The sequence below is a fragment of the Blastococcus deserti genome, from assembly GCF_042682525.1.
Lineage (GTDB): Bacteria > Actinomycetota > Actinomycetes > Mycobacteriales > Geodermatophilaceae > Blastococcus_B > Blastococcus_B deserti.
Genome location: NZ_JBHUHP010000014.1, coordinates 46,539 through 64,198, shown reverse-complemented (window position 1 = coordinate 64,198; position 17,660 = coordinate 46,539). Strand labels below are relative to the sequence as shown.

Genomic DNA, 17,660 nt, shown 5'->3' with positions numbered 1-17,660 from the left:
GTTCCCTCCGTGGTCGATCGTCCAGTCGTGGCACCGACACGGTGCGACACGCCGGAGCAGGGCGGCACGAGCACGATGGTCGCCCGCGAGGGGCTCGATCGACGTGGGCTCAGGACGGGGCGGCCCTGAACCGCAGCGTCTGCCCGGGCCGGAGCTGTCCGCACCGGTCGACGTCGCTGCGGATCGGCTCGTCGGCCACGTAGCCGATCACGGGATAGCCGCCGGTGACGGGATGGTCGGCCAGGAACAGCACGGGCAGGCCCGACGGCGGCACCTGCAGCGCCCCCCGCACCATGCCCTCGCTCGGCAGCTCACCGCCGCGCACGCGCTCCAGCGGCGTCCCGTCCAGGCGCAGGCCGACGCGGTTGCTCTCGTCGGTCACCGTCCACGTCTGCCCGGTGAGCGCCGCCCAGCCCGCCTCTCCGAACCAGTCCGCCCGCGGGCCGGGCAGGACGGCGACGGTCACCTCCCCGCCGGGGATCTCCGGGACCGGCGCGAGGTCGACGCCAGGCAGCGGCCGGATCGGTGCACCGACCGGCAGCACGTCGCCGTCCGCGACCACCGCCGGGCCCAGCCCCGACAGGACGTCGGTCGCCCGGGAGCCGAGGACCGGGGGCACGTCGATGCCGCCCCGCACCGCCAGGTAGGTGCGCAGTCCGGTGCCGGGCGGTCCCAGCCGCAGCTCGGCGCCGCGCCGCAGCGGAGTCGGGGAGGCATGGGGGAAGGGCCCCGCGCACCGGGCGCCGGTCGTGACCACCAGCAGGTCGGCCTCCACCCGCACCGCCAGCCCGCCGAAGGTCACCTCCAGCGCCGCGGTGTCCTCCGGATTGCCGGCGAGCCGGTTGGCCTGCCGGAACACCGCCCGGTCGCAGGCGCCGGAGCGGCCGATGCCCAGTGCTCCCTGCCCGGGCCGGCCGGCGTCCTGCACCGTCGTCAGGGGCCCGGCTGCCAGGACCCTGAGGGCACGGGTCATCTTCCGGCCTCGACGAAGCGCACCCTGACGGCGGGGCGCAGCAGCGCCGGGGGGTCCCGGTCGAGGTCGAAGACGGCGACGTCGGTGCGGCCGATCAGCTGCCATCCACCGGGTGACTCGCGGGGGTACACGCCGCTGAACTCCCCGGCCAGGGCGACGGAGCCCGGTGGCACGCGGGTGCGCGGTGTCGACCTGCGGGGTACGTCCCACTGCCCGCCCGGCTGCGTGAGATATCCGAAGCCGGGGGCGAAGCCGCAGAAGGCGACGGTCCACTCACGGCCGGTGTGCCGGTGCACCAGCTCCTCGCTGGTGACGGCCAGCAGCCGGGCGACCTCCGCGAGGTCCTCCCCGTCGTAGTGCACCGGGAGCTCGACCACCTCGTCGCCGCTCCGGGCACCCTCGCGCGGCGTCGTTCGGCGGACCGCGTCGGCCACCGCGGCCAGGGAGGTCCGTGCCGGATCGGTGATCAGCAGCACGGTGCGGGCGGCCGGCACGACGTCGACCACGCCCTCGGGCGGCTCCTCGGCGAGGGCGGCGTACAGCCCCAGGACGGCGTCCAGGTCCGCCAGCTCCACCAGCAGCGCGGTGCTGCCGCTGGGCAGGATCCGCATCAGGGTGCGAAGGGGGTCAGGGCCACCCCGGCCGCGGTCAGCGCCTCGCGCACCGTGCGGGCGATGCCCACCGCGCCGGGGGTGTCGCCGTGGACGCAGATGGACTCCGGGCGGAGGGTCAGGCTCCCGCCCTCGACGTCCTGGATCGGTTCGCCCGCGGCCATCGCGACGCAGCGCCGGGCGATCTCGTCCGGGTCGTGGAGCACCGCCCCCGGCAGCCGGCGGGAGACCAGCGTGCCCTCGGGCGTGTACGCCCGGTCGGCGAAGGCCTCGTGCACCACGCGGAGGCCGGCGTCCCCCGCGAGGCGCAGCCACGCCGATCCCGGCAGGCCCAGGACCGGCAGCGTCCGGTCGTAGGCGACGACCGCGGCGACCACGGCCGCCGCCTGCTCCTCGTGGTGGACGATCGCGTTGTAGAGGGCGCCGTGCGGCTTGACGTAGCGGACCCGGGAGCCGGCCACGCGGGCGAAGGCCTCCAGGGCGCCGATCTGGTAGAGCACGTCCGCGGTGAGCGCGTCCGGCTCGATGTCGATGAAGCGCCGACCGAACCCGGGCAGGTCGCGGTAGCCGACCTGGGCACCGATCGCGACGCCGGACCCGACGGCCCGCGCGCACACGCGCCGCATGATCGAGGGGTCGCTCGCGTGGAAACCGCAGGCGACGTTGGCACTGGTCACCACGTCGAGCAGCGCGTCGTCGTCACCGAGGGTCCACTGCCCGAACCCCTCGCCGAGGTCGGAGTTCAGGTCCACCGGCCGCGCTCCTCCCTCACGAGAACAGCTCGATCACCGGGCGGACGGAGTTGACCGCCAGGTAGATGGTCAGCAGCCAGGCGGTCCACCCCACGGCCAGCAGCCACCGCGGGTACCGGTAGCCGTGGAAGAGGTCGGCCCGCCGGGTGGCCACCCACAGCAGCACGGCGATGCCGATGGGCAGCAGCAGCCCGTTGAACGCGCCGGCGAACACCAGCAGGGTCGTGGGTGCGGCGCCGGCCAGAACGAAGGCGAGCGTCGTGACCGCGATGAAGGCGCAGACCAGGATGGTGCGGGTGCGGTCGCTGGTCCGCGTCCGTGAGGTCACGAAGGAGACCGAGGTGTAGGAGGCACCGATCACGCTGGTGATCGAGGCCGCCCACAGGACGACGCCGAAGACGCGCAGGCCGATCTCGCCGGCCGCCTGCTGGAACGCGTTCGCAGCCTGGTTCTCCTGGCCGAGGTCGGCGCCGCCCGTCACCACGCCGAGGATGGCCAGGAAGAGGATCACCCGCATGATCCCGGTGATCACGATGCCGGTGATGGAACCGCGGGTGATCCCGCGGATGTGCGCCGGCCCCGTGACACCCGAGTCGAGCAGCCGGTGGGCGCCCGCGTAGACGATGTATCCGCCGATCGTGCCGCCCACCAGGGTCGTGATCGCCAGGAAGGAGATCTCCTCGGGCAGGACGACGTTCTTCAGGGCCTCCCCGACCGGTGGCCCGGAGGTGATCGCGATGTACGCGGTCAGGCCGATCATCAGCAGCCCGAGGAAGACCACGATCCGGTCGACGGCCACCCCGGCCCGCCTGCTGAGGAAGATGCCGATCGCGATGAGCGCCGACACCGCGCCCCCGATCTTCGGGTCGAGCCCGAACATCGCATCGGTGCCCAGCCCCGCGCCGCTCACGTTGCCGACGTTGAACACCAGGCCGCCGACGAGCAGGAAACCGGCCATCACCCAGCCGAGCCCCGGGAGGACGAGGTTGCCGAGCTCCTGGGCGCGTCGGCCGGTGACGCCGATGACCCGCCACGCGTTCAGCTGCAGCGCGATGTCGATGACGATCGAGACGGCGATCGCGAAGGCGAACGCGGCGCCCAGCTGCACGGTGAAGGCCGTCGTCTGGGTGATGAAACCGGGGCCGATGGCCGAGGTCGCCATGAGGAACATCGCGCCGAGCAGGGTCGAGCGCGTGCTCGACGCGAGCCGCCCCGACGGCGCCGTGGCGACGGGCTGGTCCGGACGGTCCGACATGCGCACTCCTGGAGCCCGCGGGGGCTCGGCCGGTGGATCGGGACGTACCGCGGATCGGTCTCGGGGGCAGGCGGCGGTGGTCTTCCGCCCGGTGGTCGCCGACCGTAGGTTCGAGTCGTTGGCCCGGCAATACGAGCCGTCCCGAGGAGCCTCCCGTGACCGCCTCCGCCGCCGTCTCCGCCGCGGGTTCTCCGGCCCTGGCCGCCGGCCGGACACCGGCCGACGCCCGGGCCCGCTACCGCGCGGGCCTCGCGGTCCCCACCTCCGGGGAGGCACCGGGCTTCACGCAGGCCAACCTCGTCGTGGTGCCCCGGGACTGGGCGTACGACATGCTGCTGTTCGGGCAGCGCAACCCCCGGCCGGTGCCGCTGCTGGACGTGACCGACCCCGGCTCGTTCCGCACCGTGCTCGCCCCGGACGCCGATCTCCGCACCGACCTGCCCAGGTACCGGGTGTGGCGGGACGGCGAGCTGGCCGACGAGCCCACGGACGTGACCTCCCTGTGGACCGACGACCTGGTCGCGTTCCTCATCGGCTGCAGCTTCAGCTTCGAGACCGCCCTGCTGGACGCCGGCGTACCGGTCCGCAACATCGAGCAGGGCCGCAACGTGTCGATGTACCGCACGAACCGCGCCTGCCGGCCGGCCGGACGGCTGTCCGGGCCCCTCGTGGTGTCGATGCGCCCGGTACCGGCCGAGCTCGTCGCCACCGCGGTGCAGGTGACCGCACGCATGCCGCAGGTGCACGGCGCGCCCGTGCACGTCGGCGCACCGTCGTCCCTGGGCATCGCCGACCTGGGGCGGCCCGACTTCGGCGACCCGGTGGACGTCGCCGACGGCGACGTCCCGGTGTTCTGGGCCTGCGGCGTCACCCCGCAGGCGGCGCTGATGGCGTCGCGCCCGCCGTTCGCCCTCACCCACGCGCCGGGGCACATGTTCGTCACCGACGTCCCGGACGCGGCCTACCGGGAGTGACTCGCCGCCTCCGGCGGTCGATCATCGTCGGACGGCTGCCGCCCGCGGCGTGTCGGGCAGCCACCTGCCGATGATCAACGGGGAGCGGCGCCTGAGAGGATCGGCCGGTGACCATCGGCTGGCTCGACCTGTCCGCAGGTGCCTCCGGCGACATGCTGCTGGGCGCGCTCGTCGACGCCGGGGTGCCGCTCGACGTGCCGGCCGCCGCGGTGGCTGCGCTGCCGGTCGAGCCGATCCGCCTGGTGGCGGAGCGGACGACCCGGCACGGCCTCGGCGCCACCCGGGTGCACGTCCACGCGCCTGCGTCGCCGGAGCACCGGACCTGGGCCGACGTCCGCCGCCTGCTGGTGGGGGCCGCCCTCCCCGAGCCGGTCCGGGACGGCGCGCTCGCGGTGTTCGAGCGGCTGGCGGTCGCCGAAGGCCGCGTGCACCGCGTCCCCCCCGAGGACGTGCACTTCCACGAGGTCGGCGCGCTGGACGCCCTGGCCGACGTCGTGGGCGTGGTGGCCGGCTTCGAGCACCTGCGGCTGGACCGGCTGACGGCGTCGCCGGTGGCCCTGGGCAGCGGCTCGGCCCGCGGCGCGCACGGTGTCGTCCCCGTCCCGGGGCCGGCCGTGCTCGAGCTGCTGGCCGGGGTGCCGGTGACGGCCGGCGCCGTGCCCGCCGAGATGTGCACCCCCACCGGCGCCGCGCTGGTGGCGGCCCGGGTGACCGAGTGGACGACGCTGCCGCCGATGCGGGTGGAGCGGGTGGGGACGGGCGCCGGCGGGCGCGACCCGGCCGAGCTGCCCAACGTCGTCCGGCTGGTCCTGGGCGTGCCGTCGGAGCTCCAGCCGGCGGGCCCGGTGGTCCTGGAGACGAACATCGACGACCTGGACCCGCGGCTGTGGCCCGCCGTCCTCGACGCCCTGTTCGCCGCCGGCGCGTCCGACGCCTGGCTGACCCCGATCCTGATGAAGAAGGGCCGGCCCGCGCACACCCTGTCGGTCCTGTGCCCCGTCGACGCCCTGGCGTCGGTGCAGGCGGCGGTGTTCGCGACGACGTCGACCATCGGCATGCGTGTCGTGCCCGTCGGCAAGGTGGCCCTCGAGCGGATCCAGACCTCGGTGGCGGTGCTCGGTGGCCGGGTCGGCGTGAAGGTCGCGGTCTCCGACGGCCGGGTGGTCAACGTGAGCGTCGAGTACGAGGACGTCGCCGCGCTGGCCGGGTCCCGCCAGTTGCCGGTCAAGGAGGTCCTGCGGGCCGCCACCGCGGCCGCCGAGGCGGCGTACCCCGCCGGTCGCGGCACGGACGACCGGGGTGCCGGCGGGTAGGTCCACCGGTGGGCCGGCCGTCGGCGGAGACGGCACCTGGGCCACTTTCCCGGAGTGGCCCGCATGCATCGGGCGACCGGCTGCCGCAGGGTAGGGGGGTGCCCCGCTTCTTCCGGACCCGGTCCCGCCCGCGGAGCGGCCGGCGCCTGCCCCGCCGCGTGGTCCAGCTCTGCGCCGGACTGGCCCTCTACGGGCTCTCGATGGCGATGCTGGTGCGGTCCGAACTCGGCGTGATCCCGTGGGACGTGCTCCACCAGGGGCTCGCCCGCCAGCTGGAGTGGTCGCTCGGCACCGTGGTCGTCGTCGTCGGGGCACTCGTGCTGCTGGCCTGGATCCCGCTCCGGGAACGACCGGGCGTGGGAACGGTGAGCAACGTCGTGGGCGTCGGGCTCGCTCTCGACGCGGCACTGGCCGTGCTGCCGTCCTCGCTGCCGCTCGGCGTCCGGATCGCGTTCGTCCCGGCGGCCATCGTCCTCAACGCCGTGGCGACCGCCGCGTACATCGGCGTGCACCTGGGACCCGGCCCCCGCGACGGGCTCATGACCGGCCTGGTGCGCCGGACCGGTCGATCCCTGCGTCTGGTCCGGACGTCGCTGGAGGTTGTCGTGGTGGCACTCGGCTGGCTGCTGGGGGGCACCCTGGGGATGGCCACGGTGCTCTACGCCGTGACCATCGGTCCGCTGGTGCACGTGCTGCTCCCCCGGCTGTCGGTCGACCTCACCGCGCCGGCAGGTCGAGAGCCGGTGCCGCAGGCGCCCTGACCCGCAGTCCGCGGGCGACCACCGGGACGACGGCGAGCACGAGGAGCGCGACGGCGACGGCGCCGCCCAGCGCCCATGCGGCGAACACGAGCAGCGACGCCACCTCGATCCCCAGGCCGGCGACCGACGTGATCGTCGCCCGGTGCGGCCCGGTGATCCGCGCCTGCAGCCGCGCCTCGGCCACCACGAGCACCGCCAGGTAGAGGCCGTAGAAGACCGCCGCCACGGCCAGGGCCGCCGGCCGGGCCCAGACCGCCGCCACCGCCAGGCAGACACCGGCCACGCCGAGCAGGGCCAGCAGCGCCCGGGTGGGCAGCCGGTCGGCCCGGCCGCCGAGCGCGGCACCGGCGGCCCCGGCCAGGGCGATACCGAGCACGGCGACCGGGACGGCGGAGACGGGGACGCCCCAGTCCGCCGCCAGCACGGGGAAGTACTCCTCCACCCCGTCCAGGCCCCCGACCAGCGCGGCAGCGAGCACGGCCCAGCGCAGCGCCGGACAACGCAGTGCCTCGCCGACGCCCTGCCACAGCGGGACGTCGTCCCCGTCCCCGGCCGTCCGGGGCGCCTCGGGGAACCGGAGGGCGAGGGCCGCGGCGGCCAGGCAGACGCCGGCACTGACCCAGCCGACCAGCGCGTAGCCGCCGACGGCGAACAGCACGCTGGCCGCGACGGCGGTCGGCACCTGCACCAGGAGCTCGGCCGACGTCATCCAGCCGTTGACGCGGGCGTAGGACCCGGCGGCGCCGACGGCGGCCAGCCCGTCGTACACCAGGGCCTCGGACGCACCCGAGACCAGCGCACCGGAGAGGCCCCAGAGGACGAAGCCCACGGCGAAGGCGCCCGGTCCCGGCGCCCCCGTCCACACCGCGAACGCGACGGCCTGCAGAACCCCCGCCAGGACGACGACACCGCGGCGGGACCACCGGTCGGCCAGCGCTCCGGCCGGCACCTCGGTGACGAGGGAGGTGACCGACCACAGGGCGAACAGGCCCGAGACCTGCGCGCCGGAGAGGCCGTGGTCGAAGAAGAGCAGCGCGTAGAGCGGATAGAGCGGCACCAGCTCGGACAGCGCGGTCCAGCTCACCGCCAGGCGCGCCAGGGGCCGGGCGGCGGGAGGAAGTGCGTTCGGGGACGGGCGTCAACGGAACGGCATGTGCGGAGGCTAACGCTGACGACCAGCGGCCGCAGCCGATTTCGGGCCGGCGCTCGATTACCGTGACGGCGACGAACCGAGCTGTCCGAGCACCGCCCGGCAGTGCCGAGCGGAGGAGAGTTCTCGTGGTCCTGTCGGTCATCGCGACCGCCTTCATCCTGGTCCTGCCGGTGGAGCTGCCGGACAAGACGCTGTTCGCGAGCCTGGTCCTGGCCACCCGCTTCGCTCCGCTGCCCGTGTTCGTCGGCGTCGGCACCGCGTTCGGGGTGCAGGTGGCGATCGCGGTCACGGCGGGCTCGCTGCTGTCGCTGCTGCCCGAGGGGCTGGTCAGCGGCGTGGTGGCGGTGCTGTTCCTGGTCGGGGCCGTCCTGCTGTGGCGCAGCGCCACGGAGGGGCCGGAGGACGCCGGGGAGGCCGCCGACGCCCGGGAGCGCACGTCGTTCCTCCGCGCCGCGGCCATCTCCTTCGGCGTCCTCTTCGCCGCGGAGTGGGGCGACCTCTCGCAGCTGGCCACCGCCGGCCTCGCCGCCCGGCTCCAGGAGCCCGTCTCGGTGTTCGTCGGTGCGTGGGCCGCGCTGCTCGTCGTCTCGGGACTCGCCGTGTTCCTCGGCAAGAAGCTCGCCGACCGCCTGCCGATCGCCCTCATCCGCCGGGTGGCCGCCGGGCTGTTCCTGGTCTTCGCCGTCGTGGCGATCGTCGAGACGGTCCGCACCCTGGCCTGAGCGGCGGGTTCACGCCTCCGTGATCAGCGCCAGGCGGGTCACCGCCGCGCGCAGCTGCGGTTCGAGCTCGGGCCAGGGCAGCTGCGGTGCCGCCGAGCGCAGGGTGACCACCCCGTGCAGGGCGGTCCAGACCAGGCCGGCGTCGCCGCGTGGGTCCGTGCTCCCTGACCGGCCGGCCGCCACGCACACCTCGACGGCGCGGACGAGGACGTCGAAGGCCGCGGCCGCGCTGGGCAGCCGGCGGGTGCCGAACATGCCGCGGTACCGCGCCGGCGCGGCCAGCCCCTCCTCCACGTAGGCGCGGCAGCCGGCGAGCAGGCGGTCGACGGGGTCGCCGTGCGCGGCCGCGGCCGCTCGTGTGGCGGCCCTGAGGGCGACGAAGCCGGCGTCGAGGACGGCGTCCATCAACGCGTCGAGATCGGCGAAGTGCCCGTAGACGGCGGGTGCGGTGACCCCCGCCTCGCGGGCCACGGCGCGCAGCGTGACCGCGTCGACCGAGCCCACGCGCTCGAGAACGGTCTCCCCGGCCTGGAGCAGGCGGAGCCGCAGGCCGCCGTCCCGGCGCGGTGCTGCCACACCCGCCACTTTACAGGTGTTAAGTACCGTCGTAATGTTTACAGCTGTAAAGAAGGGAGGCAGCCATGCCGGTGATACCCGACCTGCCGTGGACCGCCCGGGAGATCGCCGACGGCCCCGGCGTCGTCTACGTCACCCACCTGCACCTGCGCCGGCTGCGTGACGTGCCGGCGTTCTTCCGCGCCAGCCTGGCGATCCGGCGGCAGACCATGCGCAGTCCGGGCGCCCGCTCGCTGCTCCTCCGGGCCCAGCCGCTGGCCCGCCGTTTCACCACCGTCTCGTGGTGGGACGACGAGGCCGCCGTCCGCGCGTTCGTGCGGGCGGATCCGCACCGCAGCGCCATGCGGCGCTGGGGACCGGAGATGGTCTCGTTCAGCAACCGGAGCTTCCCCGGGGAGCCCGGGACCGTGCCCACGGTCGATGGCGCGGTGGCTCGCGCCGCCTAGCGAACACGGCGCGGCGACTACGGTGCCCAGGATGGAGTTCCGGACGACGGTGGTTCTCGGCGGCAGGACGGCGACCGGCCTGCAGGTGCCCGACGAGGTCGTGGCCCGGCTGGGCGGCGGCAAGCGCCCGCCGGTCGTCGTCACCGTCGAGGGCTACACCTACCGGACGACGGTGGCCCCCATGGGCGGAGCCTTCTGGATCCCGCTCGCCGCCGAGCACCGGGAGGCCGCGGGGGTGCGGGCCGAGCAGGAGGTCGAGGTCTCGATCGAGCTCGACACCGCACCCCGCGAGGTCGCCGTCCCCGACGACCTGGCCGCGGCCTTCGGCGACGACGTCCGGACCGCCTTCGAGGGCCTCGCCTTCTCGCACCGCAAGGAATGGGTGCGCTGGGTGGAGGAGGCGAAGAAGCCGGAGACCCGGGCGGCGCGCATCGCGAAGACCGTCGAGTCGGTGCGCGCCGGCCGGAAGACGCGCTGAGCCTCGCTCAGCTCGCCAGTGCGGACGCCGGTGCCAGCTCCCGCTCGAAGAAGGGCACGAGCCGCGCGAGAGCCGCGTCCAGATGGGGCGGCGAGTCGTAGAGCTCGATGTGGTTGGTCGTCTCGATCCACTCGAGCGCCTTGGGTCCGGTCGCCCGGTCGAACACGGCCTGGGCGCCCGCGGGTGAGCAGTAGTCGTCGCGGGTGCCGTGCACGACGAGCAGCGGGGTGCGCGCCAGCAGGTCCGCGGCGGACAGCGTGTCCAGCGTCATCAGCTCGTACAGCGAGGCGACCGTCACCTCGTTGACCCAGTGCGGGCTGGCCGAGCGCTCGGTGCCGTAGTACTCCCACGGCTCGCGCCCACCCATCGCCGCCGGCCCGTCGGGGGACACGGCGGCCATGCGCGCGTCGGGATCGGCCTCCAGGAAGCCGGCCAGGGCCTTCCGGTAGGCGTCGGCGCCCATGCCCGCGGCGAACGCCGCCGGGCTGTTGTACGCACCGGCCACTCCGGCGACCGCCTGCACCCGCGGATCGAAGGCCGCCGCGCGCACCGCGTACCCGCCGCCCAGGCAGATCCCGAGCAGACCCAGGCGTGCGGCGTCCACCGCCGGATGGGCGGCCAGCAGACGCACCGCCGCCCGCAGGTCCGACAGCTTGCCGGCCGCGTCCTCGTGCTGGCGGCGACCCGCGCTCTCACCGAAGCCGCGGTGGTCGAAGGCCAGGGCGGCGAACCCCGCCTCGGCCAGCCTCCGGGCGTAGGTGCCCACCACCTGCTCCTTGACCCCGGTGAACGGCCCGGTGAGCACGATCCCCGGCAGCGTCCCATGGGGGTCTCCGTCGGGGCGGTGCAGCTCCCCGACCAGGGTCAGGCCGTCGGCCTCGAAGGGAACGCGTTCGATGACCATCGCGGGCACTCCCGTCGCTCGGCGTCGCGCCCATCCAACCGCTCCGCGGCGCGGGCGTCTGCTCCTCCGCGCGCGGTCAGGACCGCGGCAGGGTCGGTATCCACCCGGCGAGGGCCCGGCCGATCTCGTCCGGGGAGTCCTCCAGGACGAAGTGGCTGCCGGGGACCGTGACCTCGGTCAGGGCCGGCCAGCTCCGCACGACCTCGCGCTGCCGGCCCACGAGGATCGAGCCCGGGTCCGCGTCGATGAACAGCTTGGGGACGTAGCTGGTGGCCAGCCAGGCCCCGTACCGCTCCACGACCTCGACCACCGCCGCCGGCTCCCCCTCGATCGGCAGCTGGCGGGGCCACTCGAGGGTGGGCCAGCGGGAGTCGCGCTCCAGGAACGGCGTCCGGTAGCGGTCGTGCGCCTCGGAGCTCAGGCCACGGGCGACCGAGGCGGGGAGGATCCGCTCGACGAAGACGTTCTTGTCCAGCACCGCCGCCTCCCCGTCCGGACCGCGCATGAGCTGGAAGACCTTCCGGGCACCGACCGGCCAGTCCTCCCACGTCAGCGGGGTGACGATCGCCTCCGTGAAGGCGATCCCGCGCACCCGGTCGCGGTGCCGCTCCGCCCAGTTGAAGCCGAGACCGGAACCCCAGTCGTGCAGGACCAGCGTGACCGGACCGCTGACCCCCACCCGGTCGAGGAACTGCTCGAGGTAGGCCGCGTGGGTGGCGAAGGAGTACGTGCCGGGCCCCGGGTCGGGGAGCTTGTCCGACTCACCCATGCCGATCAGGTCCGGTGCGATGCACCTGCCCAGGTGCCGGACGTGCGGGAGGACGTTGCGCCACAGGTAGGACGAGGTCGGGTTGCCGTGCAGGAAGACGATCGGGGCACCCTCGCCGACGTCGACGTAGGCCATGTCGACGTCCCCGACCCGGAGCCACGCGCGGGGGAACGGGTCGTCGGCGGGGATCTGGTCGGCCACGCCACGATCCTCACATCCGCCGTCGCGCTGCGCCGTCCGGGAAAGTGCTTGACCCTGACGTTGCGTCAGGCTGCAGGCTCCTGCTCGTTCCGAAGGGAGGGACCCATGAACGTGGGCGAGGTGGCGGCACTGGCCGGCGTCACGGTGCGCACGCTGCACCACTACGACCGGATCGGGCTCCTGTCGCCGTCCGGGCGGACGGCGGCCGGCTACCGCTCGTACTCGGCCACCGACCTGGACCGGCTGCACCAGGTGCTGCTGTACCGGGAGCTCGGGTTCCCCCTGGACGAGGTCGCGACCCTGCTCGACGACCCGTCCGCCGACCCCGCGGTGCACCTGCGCCGGCAGCACCGGCTGCTGCGGGACCGGCTGAAACGGACGGCGGCGATGGTCGCGGCCGTCGAGAAGGAGATGGAGGCACGGCAGATGGGGATCTCCCTGACCCCCGAGGAGAGGTTCGAGCTGTTCGGGGACGGGTTCTCCGAGGAGTACGAGCGCGAGGCGGAGGAACGCTGGGGCGACACCGAGGCGTGGGCGCAGTCGCAGCGCCGGACCGCGGCGTACACCAAGCAGGACTGGGTCCGGACCAAGGAGGAGGGCGAGGCGGTCGAGCGGCGCTTCGCCGAGGCGATGCGCTCGGGCGTCCCGGCCGACTCCGAGCAGGCGATGGATGTCGCGGAGGAGCACCGGCAGCAGATCAGACGGAACTTCTACGACTGCCCGCCGGAGATGCACGCCGGCCTCGGCCGGATGTACGTCGAGGACGAGCGGTTCACCGCCCACTACGAGCGGGTCGCGCCCGGCCTGGCGCAGTACGTGAGCACCGCCGTCCAGGCCAACGCCGCCCGCCGGGGCGCATGACTCGGGGCATCACTGTGCGCTGATGCGCAGTTCCACGGCCGGCGGGGAGCTGCGCATCAGCGCACACCGTTCGGCTGCGCGACGGGAGGCGGTGCGAAGTCGAGCCTGATCACCGAGGTTCCCAGAGCCGGTCCCAGCTCGGCGAGCTCAGCCGCCGTAGGCCGATGGCCCGGGACGGTCCGGATGCCCATCCGCTGGGCCGATCCACCCGTATCCAGGGACTTGCGGACGGCTGCGCCCATGGCCTCCGGGCTCATCGGGACGAGGAGGCCCCGCGTCTCGTACACGCGACCGCGGTACGTGACCTTGACCGGCGCGCCCCCGTCGAAATTGAAGCGCCACGGTGCGTCCGTGAATGCCATCGGGATGCCGTCGACCAGGTGGAAGTTCACCGGGACCTTGATCGTCCGCCCACTGCGCCGGCCGGTGAACTCGAGCAACATGACACCGTTGATGCGGCGGCCGAGAGGAGACGCCAGCAACGGCCGCATGACGACGTTCATGGCCTTGAGAACCGCAGGTGGAGGGGGTGGAGTCAGCCACACGTCGCCCTGTGTCCTCGGCATCGGCCACGCCTCGTCTCGCGAAGGTGACGGCGAAGGTACTGCGCTCAGGAACCCGGCACCAGAGGCCGACGGAAGCGATGCGCTGACGCCGGAGGCGAGCGCTGACTCCGGAGCCGACGCTGCAGGACCTCTGCTGCAGGCCCTCGGGAGCGGGAACGGATCCCGTGATGCGGTCGCAGTTCAGACGCGGATCAGCAGCTCGCCGTGCAGCATGCCGAACCAGCCGTCGTCGGCCGCGGCCCACCGCAGCCAGGCGGCGGCGACCTCCTCGAGCTCGGCCGTCGTCGCCAGGCCGTAGCGGAGGGCCTGCTCGGCGAAGGCGGAGGACGTCGCCCGCCCGGCCCACGACCGGCCCCACCACTCCCGCTCCGCGGGGGACGCGAAGCAGTAGGTGCTCGCGCTCGCCGCGGTGTCCCGCAGACCGGCCGCGTGCGCCCAGGAGAGCAATCGGCGACCGGCGTCTGGTTCGGCGTCGTTGCGCCGGGCGACCCGGTGGTAGAGATCCAGCCACCGGTCCAGCCCGGGATCAGCCGGGAACCACGTGGTCGCGGCGTAGTCGACGTCCCGCACCGCGATCAGCCCGCCGGGGCGGCACACCCGCGCCATCTCCCGGAGCGCGGCGACCGGATCGGTGAGGTGCTGGAGCACCTGGTGCGCGTGGACCACGTCGAACGAGTCGTCGGCCGCGGAGAGCGCGTACACGTCGCCGACCTCGAAGGTCACCGCGACCCCGGCCCGGTCGGCCGAGACCCGGGCCTCCGCCAGCGGGTCGGCGGAGACGTCGAGACCCACCACGCGGCCCGGTGTGACGCGCGAGGCGAGGTCGACGGTGATCGTTCCGGGACCGCACCCGACGTCGAGCAGATCCAGTCCCGGCCGCAGCGACGGCAACAGGTAGGCAGCGGAGTTCTCCGCCGTCCGCCAGCGGTGCGACTGCAGCACCGGTTCGGCATGCCCGTGGGTGTAGGTGTCCACCTCGGTAGTTCTAGCCGACCATCCCACCTGGCGGGAGCCGCGTCTCATATGCCGAGACGGCCGAAGTGGCCACGATGGCCGGTCGGGAGGGTCAGAGCTCCTCGGCCAGGACCTGCTCGGCCACCGGCACGGCACGCGCGCGATCGGCGGGGACCAGACCGATCCGCATCCGGCGGTCTAGCAGGTCGGCCACCGTGCGGGCGCCCTCGTACCGGACGGCGAAGCGCAGCTCCCCCATCGTCTCCGGCCGCCCCGCCACCACGGCGTCGGGCCCGAGCGCCTCCACCAGCGGGGCCTCGGTGCCGTACCGCGCCACCAGCCGGGCCGGCGCCGGCACCCGCTCCAGCGCGGGCCGTGGCGCGGCTCCGACCAGGGGCAGCCGCCCGGTCAGCGCACGCCGGGCGCCACGACCGAGCCGGGCGATCACGGCGTCCACGGTCTGCTCGGCCATCGCCCGGTAGGTGGTCAGCTTGCCGCCCACCACCGAGAGGACCGGTCCGTCCCACCGGAGCAGGTGCCTGCGGGAGAGGTCCGCCGTCGCGCCCCCGGGGCCGGTGCCGGCCGTCTCGGGCAGGACCAGGGGGCGCAGCCCGGCATAGGAACCGACCACGTCGTCCCGGGTCAGCGGCCGGGCCAGGACCTGGTTCACCGTCTCCAGCAGCTGGCCGACCTCCGCGTCGCTCGCGACGGGATCGTCGTCGGGCACGGGCCCCTCGACCGGCTCGTCGGTGAGGCCGAGGTACACCAGCCCGTCGGCCTGCGGCAGCGCGAAGACGTACCGCGAGCGCGACCCGGGCAGCGGCACGGTCAGCGCGGCCGACGGCGACCCGAGCACCGGCCCCGGGACGACCAGGTGCGAGCCCCGCGAGGGCACCAGCCGGACCGACGGCGCCAGCCGCTGCGCCCACACCCCGGCGGCGTTGACGACCACCCCCGCGCGCAGCGACAGGTCCGGGCCGTCGTCCGGTCGCACGTGCACCTCGGTGCCGTCCACCCCGGTCACGGCCGCGCCGGTCAGCACGCGCGCGCCGTGGACCGCGGCCGTCCGGGCCAGGGCCACCACCAGCCGGGCGTCGTCGACCAGCTGCCCGTCCCAGAAGACGACGCCGCCGCCTCCCGGGCGCACGCCCGGGACCAGCCGCGACACCTCGTCGGCCGCGACCCGCCGGGTCGGCGGGAGGGACCCCCACCCACCCCGCACCGACAGCCGGACGGCGTCCCCGAGCCGGCCGCCGGCGGCCGCCAGGGCGCTCACGTCCCGGCCCGCGACGTCGGGGACCAGGAACGGCAGCCGACGCACCAGGTGCGGAGCGGTCGTCGCCATGAGGACGGCGCGCTCGCGGGCGCTCTCCCGCGCCAGGCCGAGCTCGCCGTGCGCCAGGTACCGCAGCCCGCCGTGCACCAGCTTCGAGGACCACCGGCTGGTACCGGCGGCGAGGTCGGTGCGCTCCAGCAGCACCACCGACAGCCCGCGGCTCGCCGCGTCCAGCGCCACCCCGGCGCCGGTCACCCCGCCCCCCACCACGACCACGTCGACGGCGGCCCCGGCCAGCTCGTGCAGGTTCCGCGCCCGGCGGCCCGCGGACAGCGTCCCGGGCAGCGCGGCGGTCACCATGATCGCTCCGGCAGCAGCACCGGCAGACTGTAGCGGTGGCAACGCAGCCGGAACTGACGATCCAGGGCTGGGGACCGACCTCGCCCGCGCACGCCGACGCCGACCTGAGCAGCTCGCTGCCCAAGGCCGCCCGCCGCCACCTCGCCAGGGAACTGGGCTGGTCGCCGCGCGCCACGCCACCGGTCCCGGTCGCCGACATCCGGGTGGCCCCCTCCCGGTTGTCCGAGCAGGCCCGCGTGCGTCTGCAGGTCCTGCTGGGCGAGCAGAACGTGCGCACCGACCGGGAGTCGCGGCTGCGCCGGGCCGGGGGCAAGAGCTACCTGGACCTGCTGCGCCGGCGCGAGGGCGACGCCTCCGACGCCCCCGACGCGGTCGTCCTCCCGGGCAGCACCGAGGAGACGGCCGCGCTGCTGGCTGCGTGCACCGAGCTCGGCGTCGTCGTCGTCCCGTTCGGCGGCGGCACGAGCGTCGTGGGCGGCCTGGCCGGCGTGGACCCCGACGACCGCCCCTCGGTGGCCGTCGACCTGTCGCGGATGTCGTCGGTGCGGTCGCTCGACGTGCCGTCGTCGCTGGTCACCGTCGGCCCGGGCATGCGGGGCCCGGCGCTCGAGCAGGCGCTCGCGCGGGAGGGCCTGACCTTCGGGCACCTGCCGCAGAGCTGGGAGTTCGCCACGCTGGGCGGCTACGCGGCCACCCGGTCGGCCGGCCAGAACTCCACGGGCGTGGGCCGCTTCGACGACCTCGTCGCCGGGCTGACCCTGGCCACGCCGTCCGGTGTCCTGGAACTGGGCCATCCGCCGGCGAGCGCGGCCGGCCCCGACCTGCTGGGGCTGGCCCTCGGGTCGGAGGGCACGCTCGGCATCATCACCGAGCTCACCCTGCGGGTACGGCCGAAGCCGGCGGCCGACGCGTACGAGGGCTGGTCGTTCCGGTCGTGGGCGGCCGGCCTCGCCGCGCTGCAGCAGCTCGCGCGGCACGACCTGCTGCCCGACGTCGTCCGGCTCTCCGACGCCGACGAGACCCGCGCCAACCTGCTCATGGCCGCCGGCGGCGGCGCACGGGCGCTCCGGGGCAGTCTCCGCGCCCGTGGTCACGCGGACGGCTGCCTGGTGGTGCTCGGCTGGGAGGGCCTGCCCGGGCTGCTCCGCGCCCGGCGGAAGGCCGCCGCCTCCCTGCTCCGGGACGGCGGTGCCATCCGGCTGGGCCGCCGGGTCGGCGAGTCGTGGAAGAACCACCGGTTCCAGGCGCCCTACCTGCGCGACCGGCTGATGGACGCCGGACTGCTGGTGGAGACGCTGGAGACCGCGGCCACGTGGTCGGCGCTGCCCACGGTCTACGACGCCGTCCGCCGGGCGCTGCGGCAGTCGCTGACCCGCGGAGGGCGACGTCCCCTGGTCATGAGCCACGTCTCCCACGGCTACCCGACGGGCGCCTCGCTGTACGTGACGGTGCTGGCCGACCGCGACGACGCCCTGCCCATCCAGCAGTGGCTCACCGCCAAGCGGGCGGCGACCGATGCCCTGCTCGCCGCCGGCGGCACGCTCACCCACCACCACGCCGTGGGCGCCGACCACCGCCCCTGGATGGAGCGGGAGGTCGGGCCGCTGGGCGTCGAGGTGCTGCGCGCGGTCAAGAGCCGCCTGGACCCCGAGGGCATCTGCAACCCCGGCGTCCTGCTCCCCGAGTGAGCGGATCCCCCTGCCCCCGGGTCAGGCCCCTCTGCAGGGGCGCGCGGCGAGCCTGCGAGCCGTGGGG

The 17,660-nt window shown here is 74.9% G+C and carries 19 protein-coding genes; 8 read left to right on the top strand and 11 right to left on the bottom strand.

The genetic code is table 11. The annotated features are described in order from the left end of the window. Nucleotides 1–109: 109 nt before the first annotated feature. Genes ACFSHS_RS14060 through ACFSHS_RS14045 form a run of 4 tightly spaced genes read right to left on the bottom strand, consistent with a single transcriptional unit; the run spans nucleotide 110 to nucleotide 3,591 of the window. Nucleotides 110–973, bottom strand: a complete 864-nt coding sequence (locus tag ACFSHS_RS14060) for a 5-oxoprolinase subunit C family protein (protein ID WP_376877101.1) — start codon at nucleotides 971–973, stop codon at nucleotides 110–112. Beyond that, complete coding sequence (locus ACFSHS_RS14055; protein ID WP_376877098.1) at nucleotides 970–1,584, bottom strand: 5-oxoprolinase subunit B family protein; 615 nt, start codon at nucleotides 1,582–1,584, stop codon at nucleotides 970–972. Before ACFSHS_RS14055 ends, ACFSHS_RS14060 begins: the two co-directional genes overlap by 4 nt. Further along, on the bottom strand, nucleotides 1,584–2,336 hold the full coding sequence (locus ACFSHS_RS14050) for a LamB/YcsF family protein (RefSeq protein ID WP_376877095.1): 753 nt from the start codon (nucleotides 2,334–2,336) through the stop codon (nucleotides 1,584–1,586). Before ACFSHS_RS14050 ends, ACFSHS_RS14055 begins: the two co-directional genes overlap by 1 nt. 16 nt (nucleotides 2,337–2,352) lie before the next feature. Beyond that, complete coding sequence (locus tag ACFSHS_RS14045; RefSeq protein ID WP_376877092.1) at nucleotides 2,353–3,591, bottom strand: NRAMP family divalent metal transporter; 1,239 nt, start codon at nucleotides 3,589–3,591, stop codon at nucleotides 2,353–2,355. A 155-nt stretch (nucleotides 3,592–3,746) separates the two neighbouring features. Here ACFSHS_RS14045 and ACFSHS_RS14040 point away from each other — a divergent pair, with 155 nt between their 5' ends. The 3 genes from ACFSHS_RS14040 (at nucleotide 3,747) to yczE (ending at nucleotide 6,639) form a co-directional block, all read left to right on the top strand. Next, on the top strand, nucleotides 3,747–4,565 hold the full coding sequence (locus ACFSHS_RS14040) for a putative hydro-lyase (RefSeq protein WP_376877089.1): 819 nt from the start codon (nucleotides 3,747–3,749) through the stop codon (nucleotides 4,563–4,565). Nucleotides 4,566–4,672: 107 nt separating this feature from the next. Beyond that, nucleotides 4,673–5,878, top strand: a complete 1,206-nt coding sequence (gene larC / locus ACFSHS_RS14035; RefSeq protein WP_376877086.1) for a nickel pincer cofactor biosynthesis protein LarC — start codon at nucleotides 4,673–4,675, stop codon at nucleotides 5,876–5,878. Nucleotides 5,879–5,976: 98 nt separating this feature from the next. Further along, nucleotides 5,977–6,639, top strand: a complete 663-nt coding sequence (gene yczE, locus ACFSHS_RS14030) for a membrane protein YczE (protein WP_376877083.1) — start codon at nucleotides 5,977–5,979, stop codon at nucleotides 6,637–6,639. On the opposite strand, the gene ACFSHS_RS14025 is transcribed toward yczE, so the two are convergent. Further along, complete coding sequence (locus tag ACFSHS_RS14025) at nucleotides 6,596–7,723, bottom strand: MFS transporter (RefSeq protein WP_376877080.1); 1,128 nt, start codon at nucleotides 7,721–7,723, stop codon at nucleotides 6,596–6,598. The two genes, yczE and ACFSHS_RS14025, sit on opposite strands and share 44 nt — an antisense overlap. 194 nt (nucleotides 7,724–7,917) lie before the next feature. On the opposite strand from ACFSHS_RS14025, the gene ACFSHS_RS14020 reads away from it, so the two are divergent. Then, complete coding sequence (locus ACFSHS_RS14020) at nucleotides 7,918–8,514, top strand: TMEM165/GDT1 family protein (protein ID WP_376877077.1); 597 nt, start codon at nucleotides 7,918–7,920, stop codon at nucleotides 8,512–8,514. A gap of 9 nt (nucleotides 8,515–8,523) precedes the next feature. Here the strand turns inward: ACFSHS_RS14020 and ACFSHS_RS14015 are convergent, their stop codons facing one another. Further along, nucleotides 8,524–9,090, bottom strand: coding sequence for a TetR/AcrR family transcriptional regulator (locus ACFSHS_RS14015; protein WP_376877074.1), 567 nt, complete (start codon nucleotides 9,088–9,090; stop codon nucleotides 8,524–8,526). Between the two features lie 65 nt (nucleotides 9,091–9,155). Here ACFSHS_RS14015 and ACFSHS_RS14010 point away from each other — a divergent pair, with 65 nt between their 5' ends. Continuing rightward, the gene (locus tag ACFSHS_RS14010) at nucleotides 9,156–9,536 is read left to right on the top strand and encodes a hypothetical protein (protein ID WP_376877071.1); all 381 of its coding nucleotides are present in this window, start codon (nucleotides 9,156–9,158) and stop codon (nucleotides 9,534–9,536) included. A gap of 31 nt (nucleotides 9,537–9,567) precedes the next feature. Further along, nucleotides 9,568–10,014, top strand: coding sequence for a YdeI/OmpD-associated family protein (locus ACFSHS_RS14005; RefSeq protein WP_376877068.1), 447 nt, complete (start codon nucleotides 9,568–9,570; stop codon nucleotides 10,012–10,014). Nucleotides 10,015–10,021: 7 nt separating this feature from the next. Here ACFSHS_RS14005 and ACFSHS_RS14000 read toward each other — a convergent pair whose 3' ends face one another. Both ACFSHS_RS14000 and ACFSHS_RS13995 read right to left on the bottom strand, forming a co-directional pair. Beyond that, nucleotides 10,022–10,918, bottom strand: a complete 897-nt coding sequence (locus tag ACFSHS_RS14000; protein ID WP_376877065.1) for an alpha/beta hydrolase — start codon at nucleotides 10,916–10,918, stop codon at nucleotides 10,022–10,024. Between the two features lie 76 nt (nucleotides 10,919–10,994). Beyond that, a complete protein-coding gene (locus ACFSHS_RS13995) occupies nucleotides 10,995–11,888 on the bottom strand; it encodes a haloalkane dehalogenase (RefSeq protein WP_376877062.1) in 894 nt (297 codons plus the stop codon). A 105-nt stretch (nucleotides 11,889–11,993) separates the two neighbouring features. Here ACFSHS_RS13995 and ACFSHS_RS13990 point away from each other — a divergent pair, with 105 nt between their 5' ends. Next, the gene (locus ACFSHS_RS13990) at nucleotides 11,994–12,749 is read left to right on the top strand and encodes a MerR family transcriptional regulator (protein WP_376877059.1); all 756 of its coding nucleotides are present in this window, start codon (nucleotides 11,994–11,996) and stop codon (nucleotides 12,747–12,749) included. 56 nt (nucleotides 12,750–12,805) lie between these two features. On the opposite strand, the gene ACFSHS_RS13985 is transcribed toward ACFSHS_RS13990, so the two are convergent. The 3 genes from ACFSHS_RS13985 to ACFSHS_RS13975 form a co-directional block, all read right to left on the bottom strand. Next, a complete protein-coding gene (locus ACFSHS_RS13985) occupies nucleotides 12,806–13,252 on the bottom strand; it encodes a hypothetical protein (RefSeq protein WP_376877056.1) in 447 nt (148 codons plus the stop codon). Between the two features lie 243 nt (nucleotides 13,253–13,495). After that, the gene (locus ACFSHS_RS13980; RefSeq protein WP_376877053.1) at nucleotides 13,496–14,290 is read right to left on the bottom strand and encodes a methyltransferase domain-containing protein; all 795 of its coding nucleotides are present in this window, start codon (nucleotides 14,288–14,290) and stop codon (nucleotides 13,496–13,498) included. A gap of 91 nt (nucleotides 14,291–14,381) precedes the next feature. Further along, nucleotides 14,382–15,905 (bottom strand): glycerol-3-phosphate dehydrogenase/oxidase, encoded by a 1,524-nt coding sequence (locus ACFSHS_RS13975; RefSeq protein WP_376877050.1) that lies wholly within the window; start codon nucleotides 15,903–15,905, stop codon nucleotides 14,382–14,384. A 35-nt stretch (nucleotides 15,906–15,940) separates the two neighbouring features. Here ACFSHS_RS13975 and ACFSHS_RS13970 point away from each other — a divergent pair, with 35 nt between their 5' ends. Further along, on the top strand, nucleotides 15,941–17,593 hold the full coding sequence (locus ACFSHS_RS13970) for an FAD-binding oxidoreductase (protein WP_376877047.1): 1,653 nt from the start codon (nucleotides 15,941–15,943) through the stop codon (nucleotides 17,591–17,593). Nucleotides 17,594–17,660: the final 67 nt, after the last annotated feature.